A 15467-nucleotide genomic window follows, 5' to 3' on the forward strand; every position below is an offset into this window, starting at 1 on the left:
CGAATGTATTAGATGTTGCTCAGCGTGGGCAATTTGAGGAACGCCGTGCCTGTCGAATTGTACAGTGAAAATGGAATAACCGCGGTCTGGTCGCTCCACGAGTGCTTGCGCAGTTGTAAGATGCAGTGAGGACGAAATCTCTTCCCTTTGTCGTGCGCATCGCGTACCCTGCCGCCGCCACCCCGCCCGATTTTCGTTTCAGGAGCGAACCATGGAGCAGCAAGCACCTCGAGAGTGGGTCGTTGACACGCATTGCGTGAGGTTCGAGCCACCGAATTTGTTTGTGCTCAAATGGAAAGGTGCCGTTACGGAAGTGCATGCCGAACGCGTGTTTGCGCACATCGATGCGCTTGAAATACCTCGGTACCTGCTGATTACCGATGTTTCGCAATCGGACATACCAAACTCACAGGCTCGGGCAAAGTTCGCGACAACGTCGTTCCGTGCCGATGCTGTTGCGGCGCTCGTTCCGGGCATGCACAAGCGCGTCGTCATGCAAATGATCATGCGTGCGCTGAACGTGCTCACGAAGCAGCGCCTCAACATCGCTTTTTTTGATGACGAAGCAGCATGCCGCAAATGGCTCGCGGCAGAAAACGAACGCCTCGCCAAGTCGTCCACCTCACCCAACTCCGCCATGTAATCGCGTTCTTCGCAAGAAGAATTTTTTCTTGACTTGCTAGTAAGTAAGTGCTTACTTGCTGGCTCATGGGAGATGCTCGTCGCGCAACCGAGGTTCGTCAAGTCGAGCTGACCGATGCGGCGCTGCACATCATTGCGACGAGAGGCATTACCGCGCTCACCACGCGGAGCCTTGCCGAGCATGTGGGGCTCACGAGCGGCGCCATCTTTCGCCATTTCGCTTCGCTCGATGCGCTTCTCGAAGCGGTGGTCATGCGTGTCGAAGCGGTTCTCGAAGCGACGTACCCGCCCGCTACGCTATCGCCCGTCGAAAAGCTCGATCGGTTCATCGAAGCGCGCACCGCGGCGGTCGGCAATCAAATCGGAATTCTGCGCCTCGTTCTTTCGGAACAATTCCTCCTTGCATTGCCAAAGAGCGGGTCCGAGCGTCTCTCCGCGTGCGTCGAGCGGACTCGGGCCTTCATTGTGCAATGCCTGCGCGACGGGCAGAAAGCCGGCGAGGTGCGCGTGGATCTATCGGCGGAGACGCTCGCGCCCATTGTCATGGGCACGATGCAAATGCTCGCGCTGTCGGCTGCAAACACGCAACAGCGAACGCAGGCTCGGGTCGTGCGCGACACGCTCCACGTACTTCTTCGGCCGACGACGACTTCGACAACCACCAAAACCAGAAAGAGGTCTGCATGAAACGTTTTGCAATCGTTTCCGTTCTCGCCATTGCGGCTTTTGCGCTCATGGGTTGCGCGGCGCATTCACCCGACCATCACGCTGCGCATTCCGCGGAACATCGCTCTGCGCCAACGCTCGCGGGGCCCCCTGCACGCGCGGTGGAATTCCCTGCGCCAGTCGGCAATGGGCAACCGCGTGAAGTGCGCGTGCTCGTCGATGAACCGGCATTGAAACTCGTGTCCATCGTGCTTCGGCAGGGCACGGTGCTACCGGAACACCATTCCGCAGTGCCCGTGACGATTCAAGCCGTACACGGTGCGGGAACGGTCGTTGCGGGCTCGGAGCGATTTCGTATCGACGGTTCGCACGCCGTCGTGCTTGCGCCAAACGTGCCGCATGCCGTGGAGCCCGATGCCGGAACCGATATCGTGCTTTTGGTGCATCACATGGGACGTGCGGCAGAGCATCATCATTGATGAAAACTTGGTGAACCCATGGCTGCACCTGCATGGCTCCGTCGAACCTTTGACATTGCGCGCCGAAGTTTTTGGGGCGTGGTTCTGGTGGGCGTCGTATTCGCCATTGCTTGGTTTCGGCTCCTTTCCCCGGTCAAAGTGGAGCTCGCGCGGGTCGAGCGCGGGACCATCATTCAAGAAGCCTTCGGCCGGGGCACGATTGAAAGCGAGCGTGAAGCGGGCGTTGGATTCGATATGATTGGGCGCCTGAGCGACGTGCTCGTGGACGAAGGCGCTCGCGTCACGCTGGGCCAAGAGATTGCGCGTCTCGAGACCAATCAGGCCGAAGCCGATTTGCGGTCGGCGCAAACGGGTCTCGCTGCGGCGCGTTCGTCCTTGCAGCGAATTGCCGCGGAAGAAGAGCGTGCGCGAACGCTTCTCGCAACCGCCGACCGCGAAGCCGCGCGGACGAAGGCTCTTTTCGACGGCGGGGCGATTCCGGCAGCACAACGTGATGAAGCGACGGATCGGCTTCGTTTGGCGCGTGCGGACCTCGATCGCGTGCTTGCGCAACGCGCGGAAGCAACGCGAGGAATCGATGTGGCGGCCGGCGGGGCCGAGCAGCGACGAGTCGCCATGGTTCGCGCAACGCTGCTCGCGCCGTTCGATGGGTTGATCACGCGACGATTGCGAGAGCCTGGAGACACGGTTGCCATTGGAACGACCGTGCTCCGCATCGTCGATACGGATCGCGTGCACGTGAATGCGGCCATCGATGAAACGGTATTGCCTCAGCTCGCATTGGATCAGCGCGCAATCATTACGTTTCCGGGTACCAAAGAACCACTCCATGGAAAGGTCACGCGAATCGGGTGGGAGGCGGACAGACAAACCCATGAGCTCATCGTCGAAGTCACGCCCGAGCGGCTCGAGCGGCGCGTAGCCATTGGCCAGCGGGCCGACATACGCATCGAGCTCGGGCGCCGGGAAAACAGCCTCCGCATTCCCATTCGAATGGTTCATCATGACGAACAGGGTGCCTATGTTTACACGAGTCGCGGTGGCAAGATTGCGCTCGTTCGGCCAAAGTTCGGTATTTCGGGCAGCGAAGACGTCGAAGTGCTCGAAGGGTTGTCGGAAGGCGATGCGGTTTTCGGCGCATCACGGGCGGGCGTGACCCTTCCGGTTGGCCGACGCTGGGAGGCTCCATGAACCTCGCAATGCGCGACGTTCGGAGGCACCTGGCGCGTTTCATTGGTACGGCCGCGGGTTTGGCACTTTTGCTCACCGTGGTCATCGCAATGCAGGGCATATATGCGGGAATGGTGGACGACGCGACCATTTTGACGCGCGCCATGAACGCCAATCTTTGGCTCGTGCAACGGGACACCCGAGGACCCTTTGCGGAAGGGTCTCGGCTCGATCCAAGCATCGAATCCCGCGCAGCCGCCGTTCCTGGCGTTCGGCGCGCGCGCCCCTATACGTATCAGCTCATTCAACGTGAACATCGCGGCAATGTCATGCGAATTGCCCTCGTGGGGTTGGGTTGGCCCGACGATCCGGGGTTGTCATTGCCGCTCGTTCGAGGACGACATCTATTGCAGCCACATGGCGAAATGATCGTCGACGCTTCGCTTGGGCTCGGCATTGGGGAATCGCTCGAGCTCGCGGGCGAAACGTATCGCATCGTTGGCCTGACGAAAAACGCGCTCACGTCCGGCGGCGATTCCGTCGCATTCATGAGCGTCGCGGATGCACAAATCGTCGCGCTCGATCAACCAGCCGAAGCGCTCTTGCTCGAGCGACAACGCGTGGTCGAGCGCTTGCGCCGCACGGACCTCGGCCGAGGGCAGCCGGCCCTCGAGGATCTCGCGACGGATCCGCGCTGGCGTGCACCAGCGCTTGCGTCGCCGCCTCTCGCTGCGGTGCTCGTCGAAGCGGACCCGCATCGCATTGCCGATGTGCAATCCGAGATGCGAAGTTGGGGCGACGTGAGTGTCTACACGCAAGGCGAAGAAGAAGCGCTTTTGCTTGGCGGCGTGGTTCAACGGGCGCGAATGCAGATTGGCTTGTTCACGGTCATTCTCACATTGACTGCCGCGGTCATCGTCATGATGGTCATGTACAACCTGACGCTCGAGAAAACGCACGACCTTGCAGTTCTCAAGCTCATTGGGGCCCCGCGTTCACGGCTCGTGGGTATGGTTTTGCAACAGGCATGGCTCTTGGGGGCGCTCGGTTATGCTCTTGCGTATGCGGTGGGCCAAGTCGCGTATCCCATGTTTCCTCGCCGCGTGCTCATGACGGACACCATTTTCGTCGTGGCGCCCATTGCCACGTTTGCAATCGTGACACTCGCGAGCATGCTCGGCTTGAACCACGTTTTGCGAATCGATCCAGCGCGTGCTTTGGAGGGATGACGATGGCCGAAACCGAAGCCGTGCGAGCGGTGAGCTTGCGAAAAACCTACGGAACCGGATCCGCCGCCATCGTGGCTCTCGACGACGTCAGTTTGACGCTGGAACGCGGAACCGTTTCGGCGCTGCTTGGTCCGAGTGGTTCGGGAAAATCGACGCTCATCAAGGCGCTTGGATTCGTTTCGCCTGCGGATTCGGGCGAAGTGTTTTTCGAGGGGCGTCCGGTCGTCAAGGATGGCGTGCCGCTCGCCGACCTGTCGCGATTGCGAAGAAAACACTTGGGTTTTGTTTTTCAGAAGGCCAACTTGACGTCTTTTCTCACGGCGAGAGAAAACGTGGAAATCGCCTGTGAGTTTGGCGGGAAAACCGAGGGGCGGCGGCGCGCTCGGGAATTGCTCGGATACCTCGACGTAGTCCACCGGGAAAGTTCGTATCCGGAGACGTTGAGCGGCGGGGAGCAGCAACGCGTGGCGATTGCACGGGCGCTTGCGAACGAGCCTTCGCTCATTCTTGCCGACGAACCCACCGCCGCGCTCGATAGCATTCGCAGTCGCAACGTGATGGAGCTATTTCGGAAGGTTGCGCATGAGAGGAGCGCGGCGGTTTTGGTGGTTACGCATGACCACCGCGCCCTCGATGTCTTCGATGTGCTTTATGAAATGGAGGACGGGCGCATTCGGCCATATTCGCCCGTCGCAGCGCATTGAGGTGAAGGGTCAGTTCAGGCAAAGCGAATAGCTGCCCTTGCCGCTGTAGGAGACGACGCGCATCGCGTAATAGCCGCCTGACGCCGCAGAAACGTATTCGCTCGACGTCGGGCTCTCCGACACGGCCACCAGCTTCCAGCCATTGCTGTATTTGTACAGGTACAAGTCGTAGTCGGCATTCGACGGACCCGTGAGCGCTGCGCTCACACCGCTCGGGTAATACTTGTACAAGTACCCGCCATTGCTGAGCCCATCAGCAGGCTGATTCTGATAATACCCGCCACCCGGCAAGCTACCGGTGTAGTTTCCGCCCAAACACGCAGAACCGCCGCCACCACTGCTGGAACTGCTGCTGCTGGAACTGCTGGAGCTGGAGCTGGAGCTGCTGCTGCTGGAGCTGCTGCTGGAGCTGCTGGAGCTGCTGCCGCCTCCGCTGCCGCAAACGGCGTTTTTATCAGCGCAACAATCGCCGTAATTGGCGCATGCCGAATCACACCAGCATCCGCCGGGCGCCTGCGAGTTACAGTGTCCCGCGCAGCTATTGGGATCGGAGCCGCCGCTCGAACTGCTGGAGCTGCTGGAGCTGCTGCTGGAGCCGCCGCCGCAATTGCTTCCGGCGCCGACGCCGCAATCACAGCCATTTCCGTCGCTGCAGCACGCTTGACCGTTGTTCGTTCCGCATCCATAAAGGTACGCGGCGCCTTCTTTGTCGCTATTCGTGAGGATCAAGTCGCCCGAATTCGTACCCGCGCAATGCGGATAATGCATGACGGAGTTCTTGTCGTAATCGTCCGTGAGAGGCGCCCAGTTCGAATCCTCATAACAAGAATTGCTCGTCGTGCGCGTATGCTCGTGTCGGAAACCCAGCGTATGGCCAAGCTCGTGACGCACGATGCCCGCGAGTGTCCACGATCCAAGATTGCCGAAGGCGGAATTGTCGATCAAAACGTTCCGCGACGAGCGGCTCTGATCCGGGAAAAATGCGCGGGCCAAGTATTGACCGTTCGCGTTGACCGGACGAACGTCGAAAACGACGTTGTTGTTGCTCGCGGTGCAGTTGCTATCCTGCGCCGTCAGGTGGGTGAAGTTGACGTTCGCGGCTGCTTCCCAAGCTGCGGTTGCCGAATTCATTGCCGCAACCACCGCATTGTAATTGCTTCCGAAGGTCGACGAGACGCAATAAGTCAAATTCAACTTTTGCGAATCACTCCACTTTGCATTGGCGCCGCCCGATTGATGCACGATGAGCGCCCCGGAACGAACATACCGCTCATAGAAAGCGATGAGCTGGGTTTCATCGAGCAGCGGGATGTCACCATCGACGATGTAATACCCCGTGTCCGGTTCCTGGTACACGGTTTTTTTCCAATCGTCATAAGAAACGAGCGTGTCGCTCACCGCTTCGATCTCGGGTGAGATCTTTTCGGGGTCCACCGTCGCCGAACACGCGGCCATTGCCAAGCCCGTGGCACCCACGAGAGCGATTGCACTTACCGTTGATGTGGAGATCCGTGTCGTCATGGTCCTGTCCCTATTTCGAGAAACCTCAGCAGGATTGCGACACGCAGACTAGGCGGAGTTTTCAGGAATTGCAACAAAGGATGCGATCTGGAAAATTATGCTATGAATGTGTATTGATGGAGATCTATGTGAGTCAATTGACTCATTCGGCGCGTACCCATCGTGATATCGCCACATTGGTCATGCACATCGAGCGCTGGGTTGGTTGGTGGATCGAATGCGTTTGCGCGCTTCGAGCGTTGGGCTGATCAATGGTGGGGATTGCTCGGGCGCGTCATTCGAAGCGCTTCGAATAGCGCGCATTCATCGAGCGGGCGTGAATCCGAAAGCGGTGATCACTTCGGCGCAGGCGGCGCCGTGGGCGCCTTGAGCGTCATGTGCAGGTGGTAATTGCCTGCGGCAGGCAATTTGAAGTGCGCGATGCCCATGGATTCGTCGATTTTCTCCGGAGCGACGATCGTCCACGTGATCTTTGCGATCCCCTTGGCATCCAGAATCTCTTCGCCAATGGCCAGGTTCACGTCCTTTTTGCCAGCCGTGGGGAACGAAAATTCAAAAGGTTTGTCCGCGGTCTCCACCTTCGGCAGGTCTTGTGAATTCTCCACTTGCACGATCATTCGATAGGTTTTTCCTACCGGAATGCCCGTCGTCTTGGCTTTCTTGTCGATCTTGAACGTGAAAATGTACGGCGAATTCAGGGCGTTCTCGCGAATGCGGAAGACGGCGCGGCCCGAATCGTCCCCGATCTCGAACTTGGCCCCAGGGCTCGAAGTGACCGGCGCTCGCAGCTCTTCTTCGTCACTCAGAAGAACGGGCGGTCGTTCGACGGAAGACGTCGGCGGAGGCGGCGGTGGCGCTGCGCTCGCACTTGCCGTCGCTTCGGGTTTCGGCTCCTCCGGCGCCGCGGACGTGGCGGCAGGAGGCGGCGTTGGCGGCGCGGCTGTGACTTCGGGCTTTGCAGGCGGTGGCGTGCTGTCACCGCCGCATCCGACGGCGACTGCCGCGAGGAGCGCCGGCAGAGCGAAGGTGACGAAGCCGAGTGATTTGTTGGTGCGGTTCGGTGAAGGCATGACTTTCGGCGTAGGACGATGTTGCGCGGGATGCAAGTATGTCGCAGGTGATTGGCGCCAGCGGAGGGTCGACGCGCGCGCAATTGCACCGTATAAGACCGCACCATGCGCAAGTCGCTCCTCCCGCTCGTTTCCTTGTTTGTCCTCGCATGCGGTTCGTCCACGCCGGTCGAACCTGCGAAAACCGCGACGGACACGCCGAAAGACAAGGCCGCCATCGAAGTCGCCGCGGCGATGCCGGCCACGACGCCCGGCACCGCGTACGACCTTTCGCCTGTTGCCGAACCGCAAGACGTCGTTGCGCTTCTCGGCTGGAAGAACCCCGCGGAGACACTGCGCACATTCTCGTCATGCGCGAACACGCAGCCCGATCGTGCGCTCGACGCAGCCGAGTTCGGCATGCGCAACATCTTGCGCGATGTCGTTTCATCGAGCGTCGACGTGCGAGCTCTCGCTGCGGCAGTCGCTTACGACGCGCCCGTTTTCGGCATCGCGTCGCTCGATCCACAATCCAAAGGCCCGGGAGGCTTCGTCGCGTTTTCCATCGGTCTCACGTCGCTCGACAAAGCCCGCGCAGCGGTCGAACCCGCCGGACCGCTCACGGAAGTTGCGCCAGGACAATTTCGCATTGCAGGCAAAAACGACACGGTCTGCGTCATCGCCGCTTCCGCAGGTGCATCACCCGTGCGACTCGTTTGTGGTCCAAGGGAAAAAGACGTGCTCACGCTCGCGCCGTACCTGACGCGCACGCTTCCCTCGGCTCCCGCGGCTGCGACGGATCTGCACGTCGAAGTGCGTCTGATGCCTGCCGAGGCTCGTTTCGGGTCGCTTTTGCGCAGCCAAATTCAGGGTTTGCCCGTGCTCGCACAAGCGGAAGGATCGATCGGCGAACCGAAGTTCGACAAAGCGCTCGTCGATGCAGCATCTGGCGTAGCGGATGAAATCGTGGCGCTCGTTGCCGATGCCGACAAGATTTCGCTCGACGTTGCGATGGATCAGATCTCGTGTCTGCGTACGACGGCAGCGCTCTCGATGCGTGGAAAGTCGTCGTGGATTGCAGGCATGATGGGTGATCGCATCGATCGTGCAGGTCCGCCGCCTGCCATCTTCTGGCGAGCTCCGAAAGACAGCGCGAGCGTGTTTTACGGTCGCGGCAGTGATCCGAAGAAGTTTGCACCGATCGTGCGGACGTTGCGCCTGCTGATCGAAGGAGGCCTCGCGAAAGCCGATGTCGGGAGCGATGCGGATCATCGCGCGCTCAGCGAGCTGCTCGAGATTTCCGTCGGGCCGTACGTGGAAACGGTGTCGGCATCGGGTCAGCTCGATGTGTCGAGTGCGACGAGCAAACCGTCCACGCCACAGGCTGAAATGGACGCGCTCGTGGGCGGATTCGTCGGATGGACCGTCATGGGCTTCGAGGAAGGACCTGCAGCCATTTCGAAGCAGCTCAAGCGCATCGCGGATGTGTATCAACGCAAGGGTTTTCAAGATCCGCTGAAGAAGATGCTCGGCAAAGAAGGTGCAGCGCTTTTGCCGCAGGTGAAGGTCGTTCCGGGCCCCGCGAGTCTCGGAGCGGGCTCGCAAGATCTGGTCATCAAGGTCGACAAACTCCCGGCGGGCAAGTTGGGGATTTTGAAGACCGCCAAGGACAAAGATCTCGTGAGCGCCGAGCTGCACGTGCTCCTGATGCCCGATGGAAAATCTCGCACATGGCTCGGTGTGGGCGTGGGCAAACCCGATCACCTCGTCAAACGTTTGCTTGCCGTCAAGACGGGCGCTCCGGACGAAGGGACGATCGCGAGCCGCAAGGATCTCGAACCGCTTCGCCGCGGTGATCACATGGGCGCCGGGTTCATCACGATGAAGATGTTCGCCCAAAGCATGCAAAGGTCAGGTGGTCTCGTAGGACGGCGCCGACGGGATCCGATGCTCGAGAAGATCACGCAGTCCTTGGCCTCGCTGCCGCACCAGGGCGACGTGCCCATCTTCATCACGACGACGGCCAAGAACGCGGACGCACCCAAGGGTGAAGTATCGATCGGGGCGTCCAAAGCGGTCATGGAAGACGTCGGTTGGCTGATAAAAACACTGGTCCGTTGATTGATTGACTTGTCGTGTCTGGACAAACGTTGCCATGCGAATGAGTCTTCTCCCGAGCTGACGTGCAATTGATGCGCAGCTCGGTGAAGGCACGTTACTTGCCGTTCATCGCAAGACACGCTTCGTACACACAGAGAAGGGTAGACGGCACGTATGGCTGACCGAAAAGAACCGGGGACGATGAGCATTGCGCACGGAGCGTTGCCTTTGCGTCCACCTACTCGAAGTGGCGGGCGCGATGTGGACGAAGAGTCGCCGGACCTGACGGACGCGCAGCGGGACGAGCTTCGTCGCATGCTCGAGACGCGTCGCACCGAGCTCGTGGCCAGCATTGAAACGCGCCAGGGACAAGATCGAGACGCAGGGCGCGAAGTCGGCGATGAAATGGATGATGCCAACATCGAGGGCATCACGGCGATGGCATCGCGGCTACTCGAACGTGACGTGCAGCTCCTCGGCGAAATCGATCGCGCGCTCGCCAAGTTCCGCGGCGGCGAATACGGCTACTGCGAAGGCACCGGCGAACCCATTGGATATGGGCGTCTGCGTTCGAGGCCGTGGGCGCGGTTCAGCGTGGCGTACCAAGAGCAGCTCGAGCGCGATGCACGTTCGCGTGGCGGGATGTGAACGCGCGCGAGCGCTTCAGGTCACCAGCCAAAAGTCTTTGCCGAGCATCGTCTTGGCCGTTTCGATGGTGTGAAACGCGCGCTTGATGTCGGTTTTTGCTTGATGTTCCGACAACTGCACGATGTACGGAATCCAAAGCGGGCGGCAGACGAGAAGCGCTGAGTAGTACGTCTCGGCCTCGTCGTTCCATCCGAGCGAAACGCTGATCCTGGCGAGTAGGTTGTTCACGGGGACGGGCGAACCCACTTCCCCGATTTCTTTGGCGCTTGCCATGACCTCGCGCGCGAGCTCGGTTCGAGCCGTCTCGTCTTCGATGGTCTTGGCGTTGCGAAAGCGCTGAAAGGCGATCTCGAGTCGCTGTTCGTTTTCGACTTGTTCAGGCAGGTGATCACGAACGATGTCGCGCCACGTGGTGACGAAAGGCGCGAGGGCGAGGCGTCTCGAGCCTTCGCAGTGAGCCAAGAGCAGCTCGGCTTCTTTCCAGTCGCCCGCGTCGCGTGCGAGCTCCAGGCCCGAGATGACGCGTTCTCGTTCGCGACGGCCGGGGTCTTTATCGAGCAGCCATCGTTCCCAGTACAAGGCGCCGCGGGCGAGCGTTCGGGCGATGATGCGCGGCTCGTTTCGACGAGCGACGAGTGCTTGCTGAATGAGCACGCTCTTGTGTTGTTCGACGTCGCTTTTTTCGAGCGTGCGTGGCCAGGGTTCGACCCCGAAAGCGTAGGTCATCATGACAGGACTCGCACCGCGGCTTTGCCGCTTCCGAACGCCACGGCTGCTGCGATCTTGTGTGCGCAAGGCGTGCTGTTTGCGTGCTCGGTGGCGTGTCCGAGGGCTTCTTGCGTGTCGTGTTCGGACGAGCCGACGACGCTGAGCAAGCAGTCTTGTTCGTCGTTCGGGGTTTCGAGGTAAAAGTCGAGGCCGCTGTCGCTTCGAGACACGCGCTGAATGCGCTGCCCGGTGGTGCTTCGCAACAAGGCGCTGATCACGACGGCTGCTGCCACTTGCAGCCATTCTTCGGAAGCCGAAGCCGACAAGGCTGGCGTCGTGTTGGCTGCCTCGTCGGCGTGCACGATGGTCAGGGTGTCGAATGTGGGAGCATCCTGTTCGCCTTCGAAGCGCGACACCTCGAACGTGGTGGACTCACCTGGGGCGGCGCGACACGCGAGCAGGCATGCGGGCAGCGCGAGAGGCAACCAGAGGCAAGGCTGGTCGGACCTCAATTTTGCGAGAGGGTAATCCGGCATCGGCACTCGGCGGGCACGGTATCACGTGTTGGGCAGCGTCAGAAGATTCCGAGCAAGACGGGGAAAGGGCGGCTGGTGCGAAGGGGGCAACCACGTTCCAATGGCGTAAGCTATCATTCGTGCAAAATATGGGTTGAATTGCACAAAAGTTACCAATCACTTTTCGGACGTCGGGGCAAAGGCGCTAACCCCCCATTCGTTCGATGAACGGCACGATTCTCTCGACAAACGCTTTTTTGTAATGCTTGTCGAATTCGGCCCACGTGCAAAGTGTTTTCGTGTCCGTCACGCGATCGACGAACAAGAGCCCATCCAAATGATCGACCTCGTGCTGGTACGTGCCCGCGGACAAACCCCGCACGATGCGCTCGATAGGCGCTCCATGCCGATCCCACCCGGTCACGCGCACTTCGGCATGGCGAGATACCAATCCGCGTAAATTGGGAACGGACAAACACCCTTCGTAATTATCGAATCGTTCGTCCGATATGGGCTCGATGATGGGATTGACCAATATCGTGAGCGGGATGTTCGGCTTGTACGGATAACGCGGATTGTCTTTTACTTCGATGGCGACGATTCGTTTTGGGCAAAGCACCTGCGTTGCCGCGAGGCCCGCTCCGTTTGCTTGGCGCATCGTCTCGACCAAGTCGTCGATGAATCGTTGCACCTCGGGCGATTCGAGCTCCTCGCGCGATACTTCCAGCGCACGTTGCCGAAGGCCCGGGTGACCGAGCTGAGCGATTTCGAGGGTTGTCACGAGCTCGAGCGTACCACAGCGCGCGGACAAACGACACACGCGAAATGCTCTCCACTCGACAGCGGCGCGCACCTGCCCAACAGAGCTTTCACCACGAGAGGGCAGCATCATGGACCAAGACAAGCGAGAGCCCGACTATTCCACGAACGTTCCGCATGGTTTGGATGTCGAGCCGGGTGGGCCGGCAGATATCGAGCGTGAAACGAATCGACAAGAAAACGAATCCGTCGAGCGATCTCGTGAACCGCTGCAAGAGACACCGACGACGCTTCGCACGGGTCAATCGACACCGGCATCGACGATCGATAGGATGAACGAGTTTTTACGCGGCGAGCTTGCGAGCGTCGAGACGTACGATTTGGCGCTCAAGACGATCAAGGACTCGGAGCTCACGGGGCCCTTGCAACAAATTCGTGACAGCCACGATCGTCGCGTCAAGCTGTTGCGAGAAAGAATTCGCGTATTGGGAGGAGAACCGGCGCATAGCTCGGGGGTATGGGGAGCGTTTGCCCGAGCCATTCAGCGAGGTGCCGATTTGCTCGGGCATCGCGTGGCTTTGGCGGCTTTGGAAGAGGGCGAGGATCAGGGGAAAAAACGATACTCTCGCCACCTCGACGAGCTCGCTTCAGCCGAGCGTGAATTCGTCGAACGGGAGCTCGCTTCCGAGCAACAACGCACGCACGACTTGGCCAGCTCGCTTCAGAAGTTCGTCAAGGCGGCGTGAGGGACCGGCAAGCCCTCACTTCTTCCACTCGGGTGCGACCAACCCGAGCTTCCGATAAAAGAATTTCGCCGCCATCTTCGCCATGTCCGATTGCGGCTGGTACACGTCCGGACCTCGCGGCAAAAGGCCCGCATGCAGCGAGCCGAGCCGTTTGCCCATGAGCCGCTCGATGTCCTCCACGAACCCGTCCATCGTCTGATAACGATCGTTTCTATGTTTGCGGATGGCCTTGAGAATGACGCCTTCCATTGCTCGGTCGAATCCGGGCACCACATCGGACGGCTCGGGCGGCGCTGTAACGAGCTGATGGGCGAGCAAAAGTGCATCGTCGTCATGACGAAATGGCAATTTGCCCACGCACATACGATACATGACGACGCCAAGCGAATAGATATCCGAGCGCGCATCGGTCATGTCACCCACGACCTGCTCGGGAGGCATGTATTCGGGGGTTCCGAGCGACATACCCATTTGAGAAACCGTCTTTGCGGTTTCTAGCCGAGACAAACCAAAATCCAATACTTTGACGCCATACGGTTCCCCCGGCTCGCCGACCAAAAACAAGTTGTCCGGTTTTACATCACGGTGGACGATGCCCGCGTGATGTGCCGCCGCGAGCCCCGCACCCATTTGCGAAAGCACCGGCAACGTGATGTGCAGCGACATCGTCTGATTGCGGCGAAGCCAATCCCCGAGCGTCTCGCCAAACAAGTATTCGAGCACCATGAAGGGCACGCCGTCGGTACGTTGTCCCGTGTCGAGCACTTTGACGATGTTCGGATGCGTGACGACGTTGGCAATACGAGCTTCACGGTCGAATCGCTCCCGAGCGCCAGGCGTGCGCAGGTGGAGCGAATCGAGGATTTTCACGGCGACCGGTTCGTTCGTTTGCTTGTCCTCCGCCAAATAAATGCGGGCCATTCCCCCGCGGCCAATGAGCCCCCGCACCTCGTAACGACCATTCAACATCGTGCCGGATTCCGCCGTCGGCTTGTGCGGAATGTTCGACATGTCCGGGGTCGTGACGAGACGTTCGCCGTCGTAAGCGCAAAAGCGATGCGCGTCATCGTCGAAACGTCTATGGCAGCGGGGGCAAAACATCGGCGCCTCGTTCTTCGGCAGAGCTAGTTTTCTAGCGCTCCTCCGCAGATCCAATCGGAAATCGTCTGAATGTCCTTCGTCGAAAGAGCGATGGACGGCGGCATGCGCTTCGACGAGATGCCACCGCACAAGTCGACGCCCATCACCTTGTCGATCACGTAACTCTCGTCCGGTTTGCCCGGAAGAACCCGCATGCGATCAACGCCGCACTGCTTGGTGGCGACGTTGACCAAATCGGCGTAGGCGTTACCGGCCGACAGGTCCAAACCTTCCTTCGCCGTGGCCCCCACGTGACAGCCCGCCGTGGCGCATCGCTGCGTCAGAATTGCTTGCACGTCCGCGAACGGTACCGTGGCCATTGCGCACGTGCATACGCCAGCCGTGCACGTTTGTCCAGGCGCACATTTGTTGTCGCACATGCCGCAATTCATCGGGTCGGTCATGACGTCGCCGCAGCCCATCATCCCACTGCTGGAACTGCTGCTGCTGCTGGAGCTGCTGCTCGACGACGATGCTTCACCGCCCGCTCCGCCGCTCGATGAACCGCCGCCAGAGCCGCCTCCGCCCGCATTGCCATCGCCTCCGTCCGAGCATCCTGCGTTGGCGAGAGCTGCTACAGCGGCAATCAAGAAAGGAACTGCGATCTTCGCATGTCGCAGTGCAAAACGTTCAACCACGAAAAACCTCCAAGTGTGTTTCTTCAAGTCCGAAGCAGTAAGTCATCAGCCAAGGTGCTTGTGCAAAAATGCCGTCGTTCGGCTCCATGAAAGCGCGGCCGCATCGGGCACGTACACATCCTTGCGTCCTTCGTTCGCGAATGCGTGCCCAGCCTCGTAGATGTGAAGCTCGATCGATTGTCCGCGTGCGTTCATCGCCTCCACGAGCGCCTTTGCCTTGTCCGGGCTCGCCCAGTCGTCCTTGCTGGCGAAGTGCGCCAACATGGGGGCCTTGATCTTCGAGTGATCGAACGATTCTTGCGACGCGAGACCGTAATATGCGACCGCTGCCTTCACGTCGGGCGACGTCGCAGCCGTGGCAAACGTCAACGCGCCGCCCAAGCAGAAACCCATCACGCCCACGTTTCCCGAACATCGCGGGTGATTCTGCAAAAACGCCGCCGCTCCACCCAGCTCGGCCACCGCCACGCTCCAGTCGAGCGCCGTCATGAGCTGTTGCGCTTCGCCCGCGTCCGTCGTCCAACGACCGTGGTACAGGTCGGGGATCGCCACGACGAACCCTTCGCGTGCGAGTTTTGCGGCAACGTGCCGAATCTGGCCGTTCAGGCCCCACCATTCCTGAATGAGCACGACGCCCGGCGCTTTTCCTTCGCCTTCCGGCGCTACGAGCTCGCCCGTTGCATCTCCGCCGCCCGTCTTCGCAAACTTGATCGGTTCGTACATCTTCCTGCCTCCGCGGCGCCGTGGCGCTCG

The 15467-nt window shown here is 60.1% G+C and carries 16 protein-coding genes and 1 pseudogene; 9 read left to right on the forward strand and 8 right to left on the reverse strand.

The features are described 5' to 3' along the window. The first annotated feature begins 211 nt into the window (after positions 1 to 211). From IPM54_23440 to IPM54_23465, 6 genes are all read left to right on the forward strand, one after another. Positions 212 to 643: a hypothetical protein gene (locus IPM54_23440; GenBank protein ID MBK9262744.1), complete on the forward strand. Its 432-nt coding sequence runs from the start codon at positions 212 to 214 to the stop codon at positions 641 to 643. 65 nt (positions 644 to 708) lie between these two features. Next, positions 709 to 1329: a TetR/AcrR family transcriptional regulator gene (locus IPM54_23445; GenBank protein ID MBK9262745.1), complete on the forward strand. Its 621-nt coding sequence runs from the start codon at positions 709 to 711 to the stop codon at positions 1327 to 1329. Beyond that, complete coding sequence (locus tag IPM54_23450; protein MBK9262746.1) at positions 1326 to 1787, forward strand: hypothetical protein; 462 nt, start codon at positions 1326 to 1328, stop codon at positions 1785 to 1787. Before IPM54_23445 ends, IPM54_23450 begins: the two co-directional genes overlap by 4 nt. Before the next feature lie 18 nt (positions 1788 to 1805). Further along, positions 1806 to 2978: an efflux RND transporter periplasmic adaptor subunit gene (locus tag IPM54_23455; GenBank protein MBK9262747.1), complete on the forward strand. Its 1173-nt coding sequence runs from the start codon at positions 1806 to 1808 to the stop codon at positions 2976 to 2978. Then, positions 2975 to 4186 (forward strand): ABC transporter permease, encoded by a 1212-nt coding sequence (locus IPM54_23460; GenBank protein ID MBK9262748.1) that lies wholly within the window; start codon positions 2975 to 2977, stop codon positions 4184 to 4186. The genes IPM54_23455 and IPM54_23460 overlap by 4 nt, the downstream gene beginning before the upstream one ends. Then, complete coding sequence (locus IPM54_23465; GenBank protein MBK9262749.1) at positions 4183 to 4890, forward strand: ABC transporter ATP-binding protein; 708 nt, start codon at positions 4183 to 4185, stop codon at positions 4888 to 4890. The genes IPM54_23460 and IPM54_23465 overlap by 4 nt, the downstream gene beginning before the upstream one ends. 660 nt (positions 4891 to 5550) lie before the next feature. On the opposite strand, the pseudogene IPM54_23470 reads toward IPM54_23465, so the two are convergent. Further along, positions 5551 to 6345: pseudogene (locus tag IPM54_23470) on the reverse strand (matrixin family metalloprotease). A gap of 401 nt (positions 6346 to 6746) precedes the next feature. Beyond that, the gene (locus IPM54_23475; protein ID MBK9262750.1) at positions 6747 to 7481 is read right to left on the reverse strand and encodes a hypothetical protein; all 735 of its coding nucleotides are present in this window, start codon (positions 7479 to 7481) and stop codon (positions 6747 to 6749) included. A gap of 105 nt (positions 7482 to 7586) precedes the next feature. On the opposite strand from IPM54_23475, the gene IPM54_23480 reads away from it, so the two are divergent. Together IPM54_23480 and IPM54_23485 are read left to right on the forward strand one after the other, a co-directional pair. Continuing rightward, positions 7587 to 9581 carry a hypothetical protein gene (locus IPM54_23480; GenBank protein ID MBK9262751.1) on the forward strand — a complete coding sequence of 665 codons (1995 nt, stop codon included), beginning with the start codon at positions 7587 to 7589 and terminating at the stop codon, positions 9579 to 9581. A 180-nt stretch (positions 9582 to 9761) separates the two neighbouring features. Further along, positions 9762 to 10208: a TraR/DksA family transcriptional regulator gene (locus IPM54_23485; GenBank protein ID MBK9262752.1), complete on the forward strand. Its 447-nt coding sequence runs from the start codon at positions 9762 to 9764 to the stop codon at positions 10206 to 10208. 15 nt (positions 10209 to 10223) lie between these two features. Here IPM54_23485 and IPM54_23490 read toward each other — a convergent pair whose 3' ends face one another. From IPM54_23490 to def, 3 genes are all read right to left on the reverse strand, one after another. Continuing rightward, positions 10224 to 10937: a hypothetical protein gene (locus IPM54_23490; GenBank protein ID MBK9262753.1), complete on the reverse strand. Its 714-nt coding sequence runs from the start codon at positions 10935 to 10937 to the stop codon at positions 10224 to 10226. Further along, on the reverse strand, positions 10934 to 11332 hold the full coding sequence (locus IPM54_23495) for a hypothetical protein (protein ID MBK9262754.1): 399 nt from the start codon (positions 11330 to 11332) through the stop codon (positions 10934 to 10936). Before IPM54_23495 ends, IPM54_23490 begins: the two co-directional genes overlap by 4 nt. 304 nt (positions 11333 to 11636) lie before the next feature. Further along, the gene (gene def, locus IPM54_23500; GenBank protein ID MBK9262755.1) at positions 11637 to 12320 is read right to left on the reverse strand and encodes a peptide deformylase; all 684 of its coding nucleotides are present in this window, start codon (positions 12318 to 12320) and stop codon (positions 11637 to 11639) included. A 1-nt stretch (position 12321) separates the two neighbouring features. Here def and IPM54_23505 point away from each other — a divergent pair, with 1 nt between their 5' ends. Then, positions 12322 to 12936 carry a demethoxyubiquinone hydroxylase family protein gene (locus tag IPM54_23505; GenBank protein ID MBK9262756.1) on the forward strand — a complete coding sequence of 205 codons (615 nt, stop codon included), beginning with the start codon at positions 12322 to 12324 and terminating at the stop codon, positions 12934 to 12936. 15 nt (positions 12937 to 12951) lie between these two features. On the opposite strand, the gene IPM54_23510 is transcribed toward IPM54_23505, so the two are convergent. From IPM54_23510 to IPM54_23520, 3 genes are read right to left on the reverse strand one after another with little or no spacing between them, the layout of a single operon-like run. Continuing rightward, complete coding sequence (locus IPM54_23510) at positions 12952 to 14037, reverse strand: serine/threonine protein kinase (protein ID MBK9262757.1); 1086 nt, start codon at positions 14035 to 14037, stop codon at positions 12952 to 12954. A 23-nt stretch (positions 14038 to 14060) separates the two neighbouring features. Further along, positions 14061 to 14714 (reverse strand): hypothetical protein, encoded by a 654-nt coding sequence (locus IPM54_23515; GenBank protein ID MBK9262758.1) that lies wholly within the window; start codon positions 14712 to 14714, stop codon positions 14061 to 14063. Positions 14715 to 14759: 45 nt separating this feature from the next. Then, on the reverse strand, positions 14760 to 15437 hold the full coding sequence (locus tag IPM54_23520) for a dienelactone hydrolase family protein (protein ID MBK9262759.1): 678 nt from the start codon (positions 15435 to 15437) through the stop codon (positions 14760 to 14762). Between the last annotated feature and the right edge of the window lie 30 nt (positions 15438 to 15467).

The sequence above is a fragment of the Polyangiaceae bacterium genome (assembly GCA_016715885.1).
Taxonomy (GTDB): Bacteria; Myxococcota_A; Polyangia; order Polyangiales; family Polyangiaceae; genus Polyangium.

Excerpts from the sequence above, each read along its gene's own strand:
- def (MBK9262755.1), bottom strand. The coding sequence starts at position 12,320 with ATGCTGCCCTCTCGTGGTGAAAGCTCTGTTGGGCAGGTGCGCGCCGCT.
- IPM54_23475 (MBK9262750.1), bottom strand. The coding sequence starts at position 7,481 with ATGCCTTCACCGAACCGCACCAACAAATCACTCGGCTTCGTCACCTTC.
- IPM54_23465 (MBK9262749.1), top strand. The coding sequence starts at position 4,183 with ATGACGATGGCCGAAACCGAAGCCGTGCGAGCGGTGAGCTTGCGAAAA.
- IPM54_23440 (MBK9262744.1), top strand. The coding sequence starts at position 212 with ATGGAGCAGCAAGCACCTCGAGAGTGGGTCGTTGACACGCATTGCGTG.
- IPM54_23445 (MBK9262745.1), top strand. The coding sequence starts at position 709 with ATGGGAGATGCTCGTCGCGCAACCGAGGTTCGTCAAGTCGAGCTGACC.
- IPM54_23490 (MBK9262753.1), bottom strand. The coding sequence starts at position 10,937 with ATGATGACCTACGCTTTCGGGGTCGAACCCTGGCCACGCACGCTCGAA.
- IPM54_23510 (MBK9262757.1), bottom strand. The coding sequence starts at position 14,037 with ATGTTTTGCCCCCGCTGCCATAGACGTTTCGACGATGACGCGCATCGC.
- IPM54_23450 (MBK9262746.1), top strand. The coding sequence starts at position 1,326 with ATGAAACGTTTTGCAATCGTTTCCGTTCTCGCCATTGCGGCTTTTGCG.
- IPM54_23520 (MBK9262759.1), bottom strand. The coding sequence starts at position 15,437 with ATGTACGAACCGATCAAGTTTGCGAAGACGGGCGGCGGAGATGCAACG.
- IPM54_23455 (MBK9262747.1), top strand. The coding sequence starts at position 1,806 with ATGGCTGCACCTGCATGGCTCCGTCGAACCTTTGACATTGCGCGCCGA.
- IPM54_23505 (MBK9262756.1), top strand. The coding sequence starts at position 12,322 with ATGGACCAAGACAAGCGAGAGCCCGACTATTCCACGAACGTTCCGCAT.
- IPM54_23485 (MBK9262752.1), top strand. The coding sequence starts at position 9,762 with ATGAGCATTGCGCACGGAGCGTTGCCTTTGCGTCCACCTACTCGAAGT.
- IPM54_23460 (MBK9262748.1), top strand. The coding sequence starts at position 2,975 with ATGAACCTCGCAATGCGCGACGTTCGGAGGCACCTGGCGCGTTTCATT.
- IPM54_23480 (MBK9262751.1), top strand. The coding sequence starts at position 7,587 with ATGCGCAAGTCGCTCCTCCCGCTCGTTTCCTTGTTTGTCCTCGCATGC.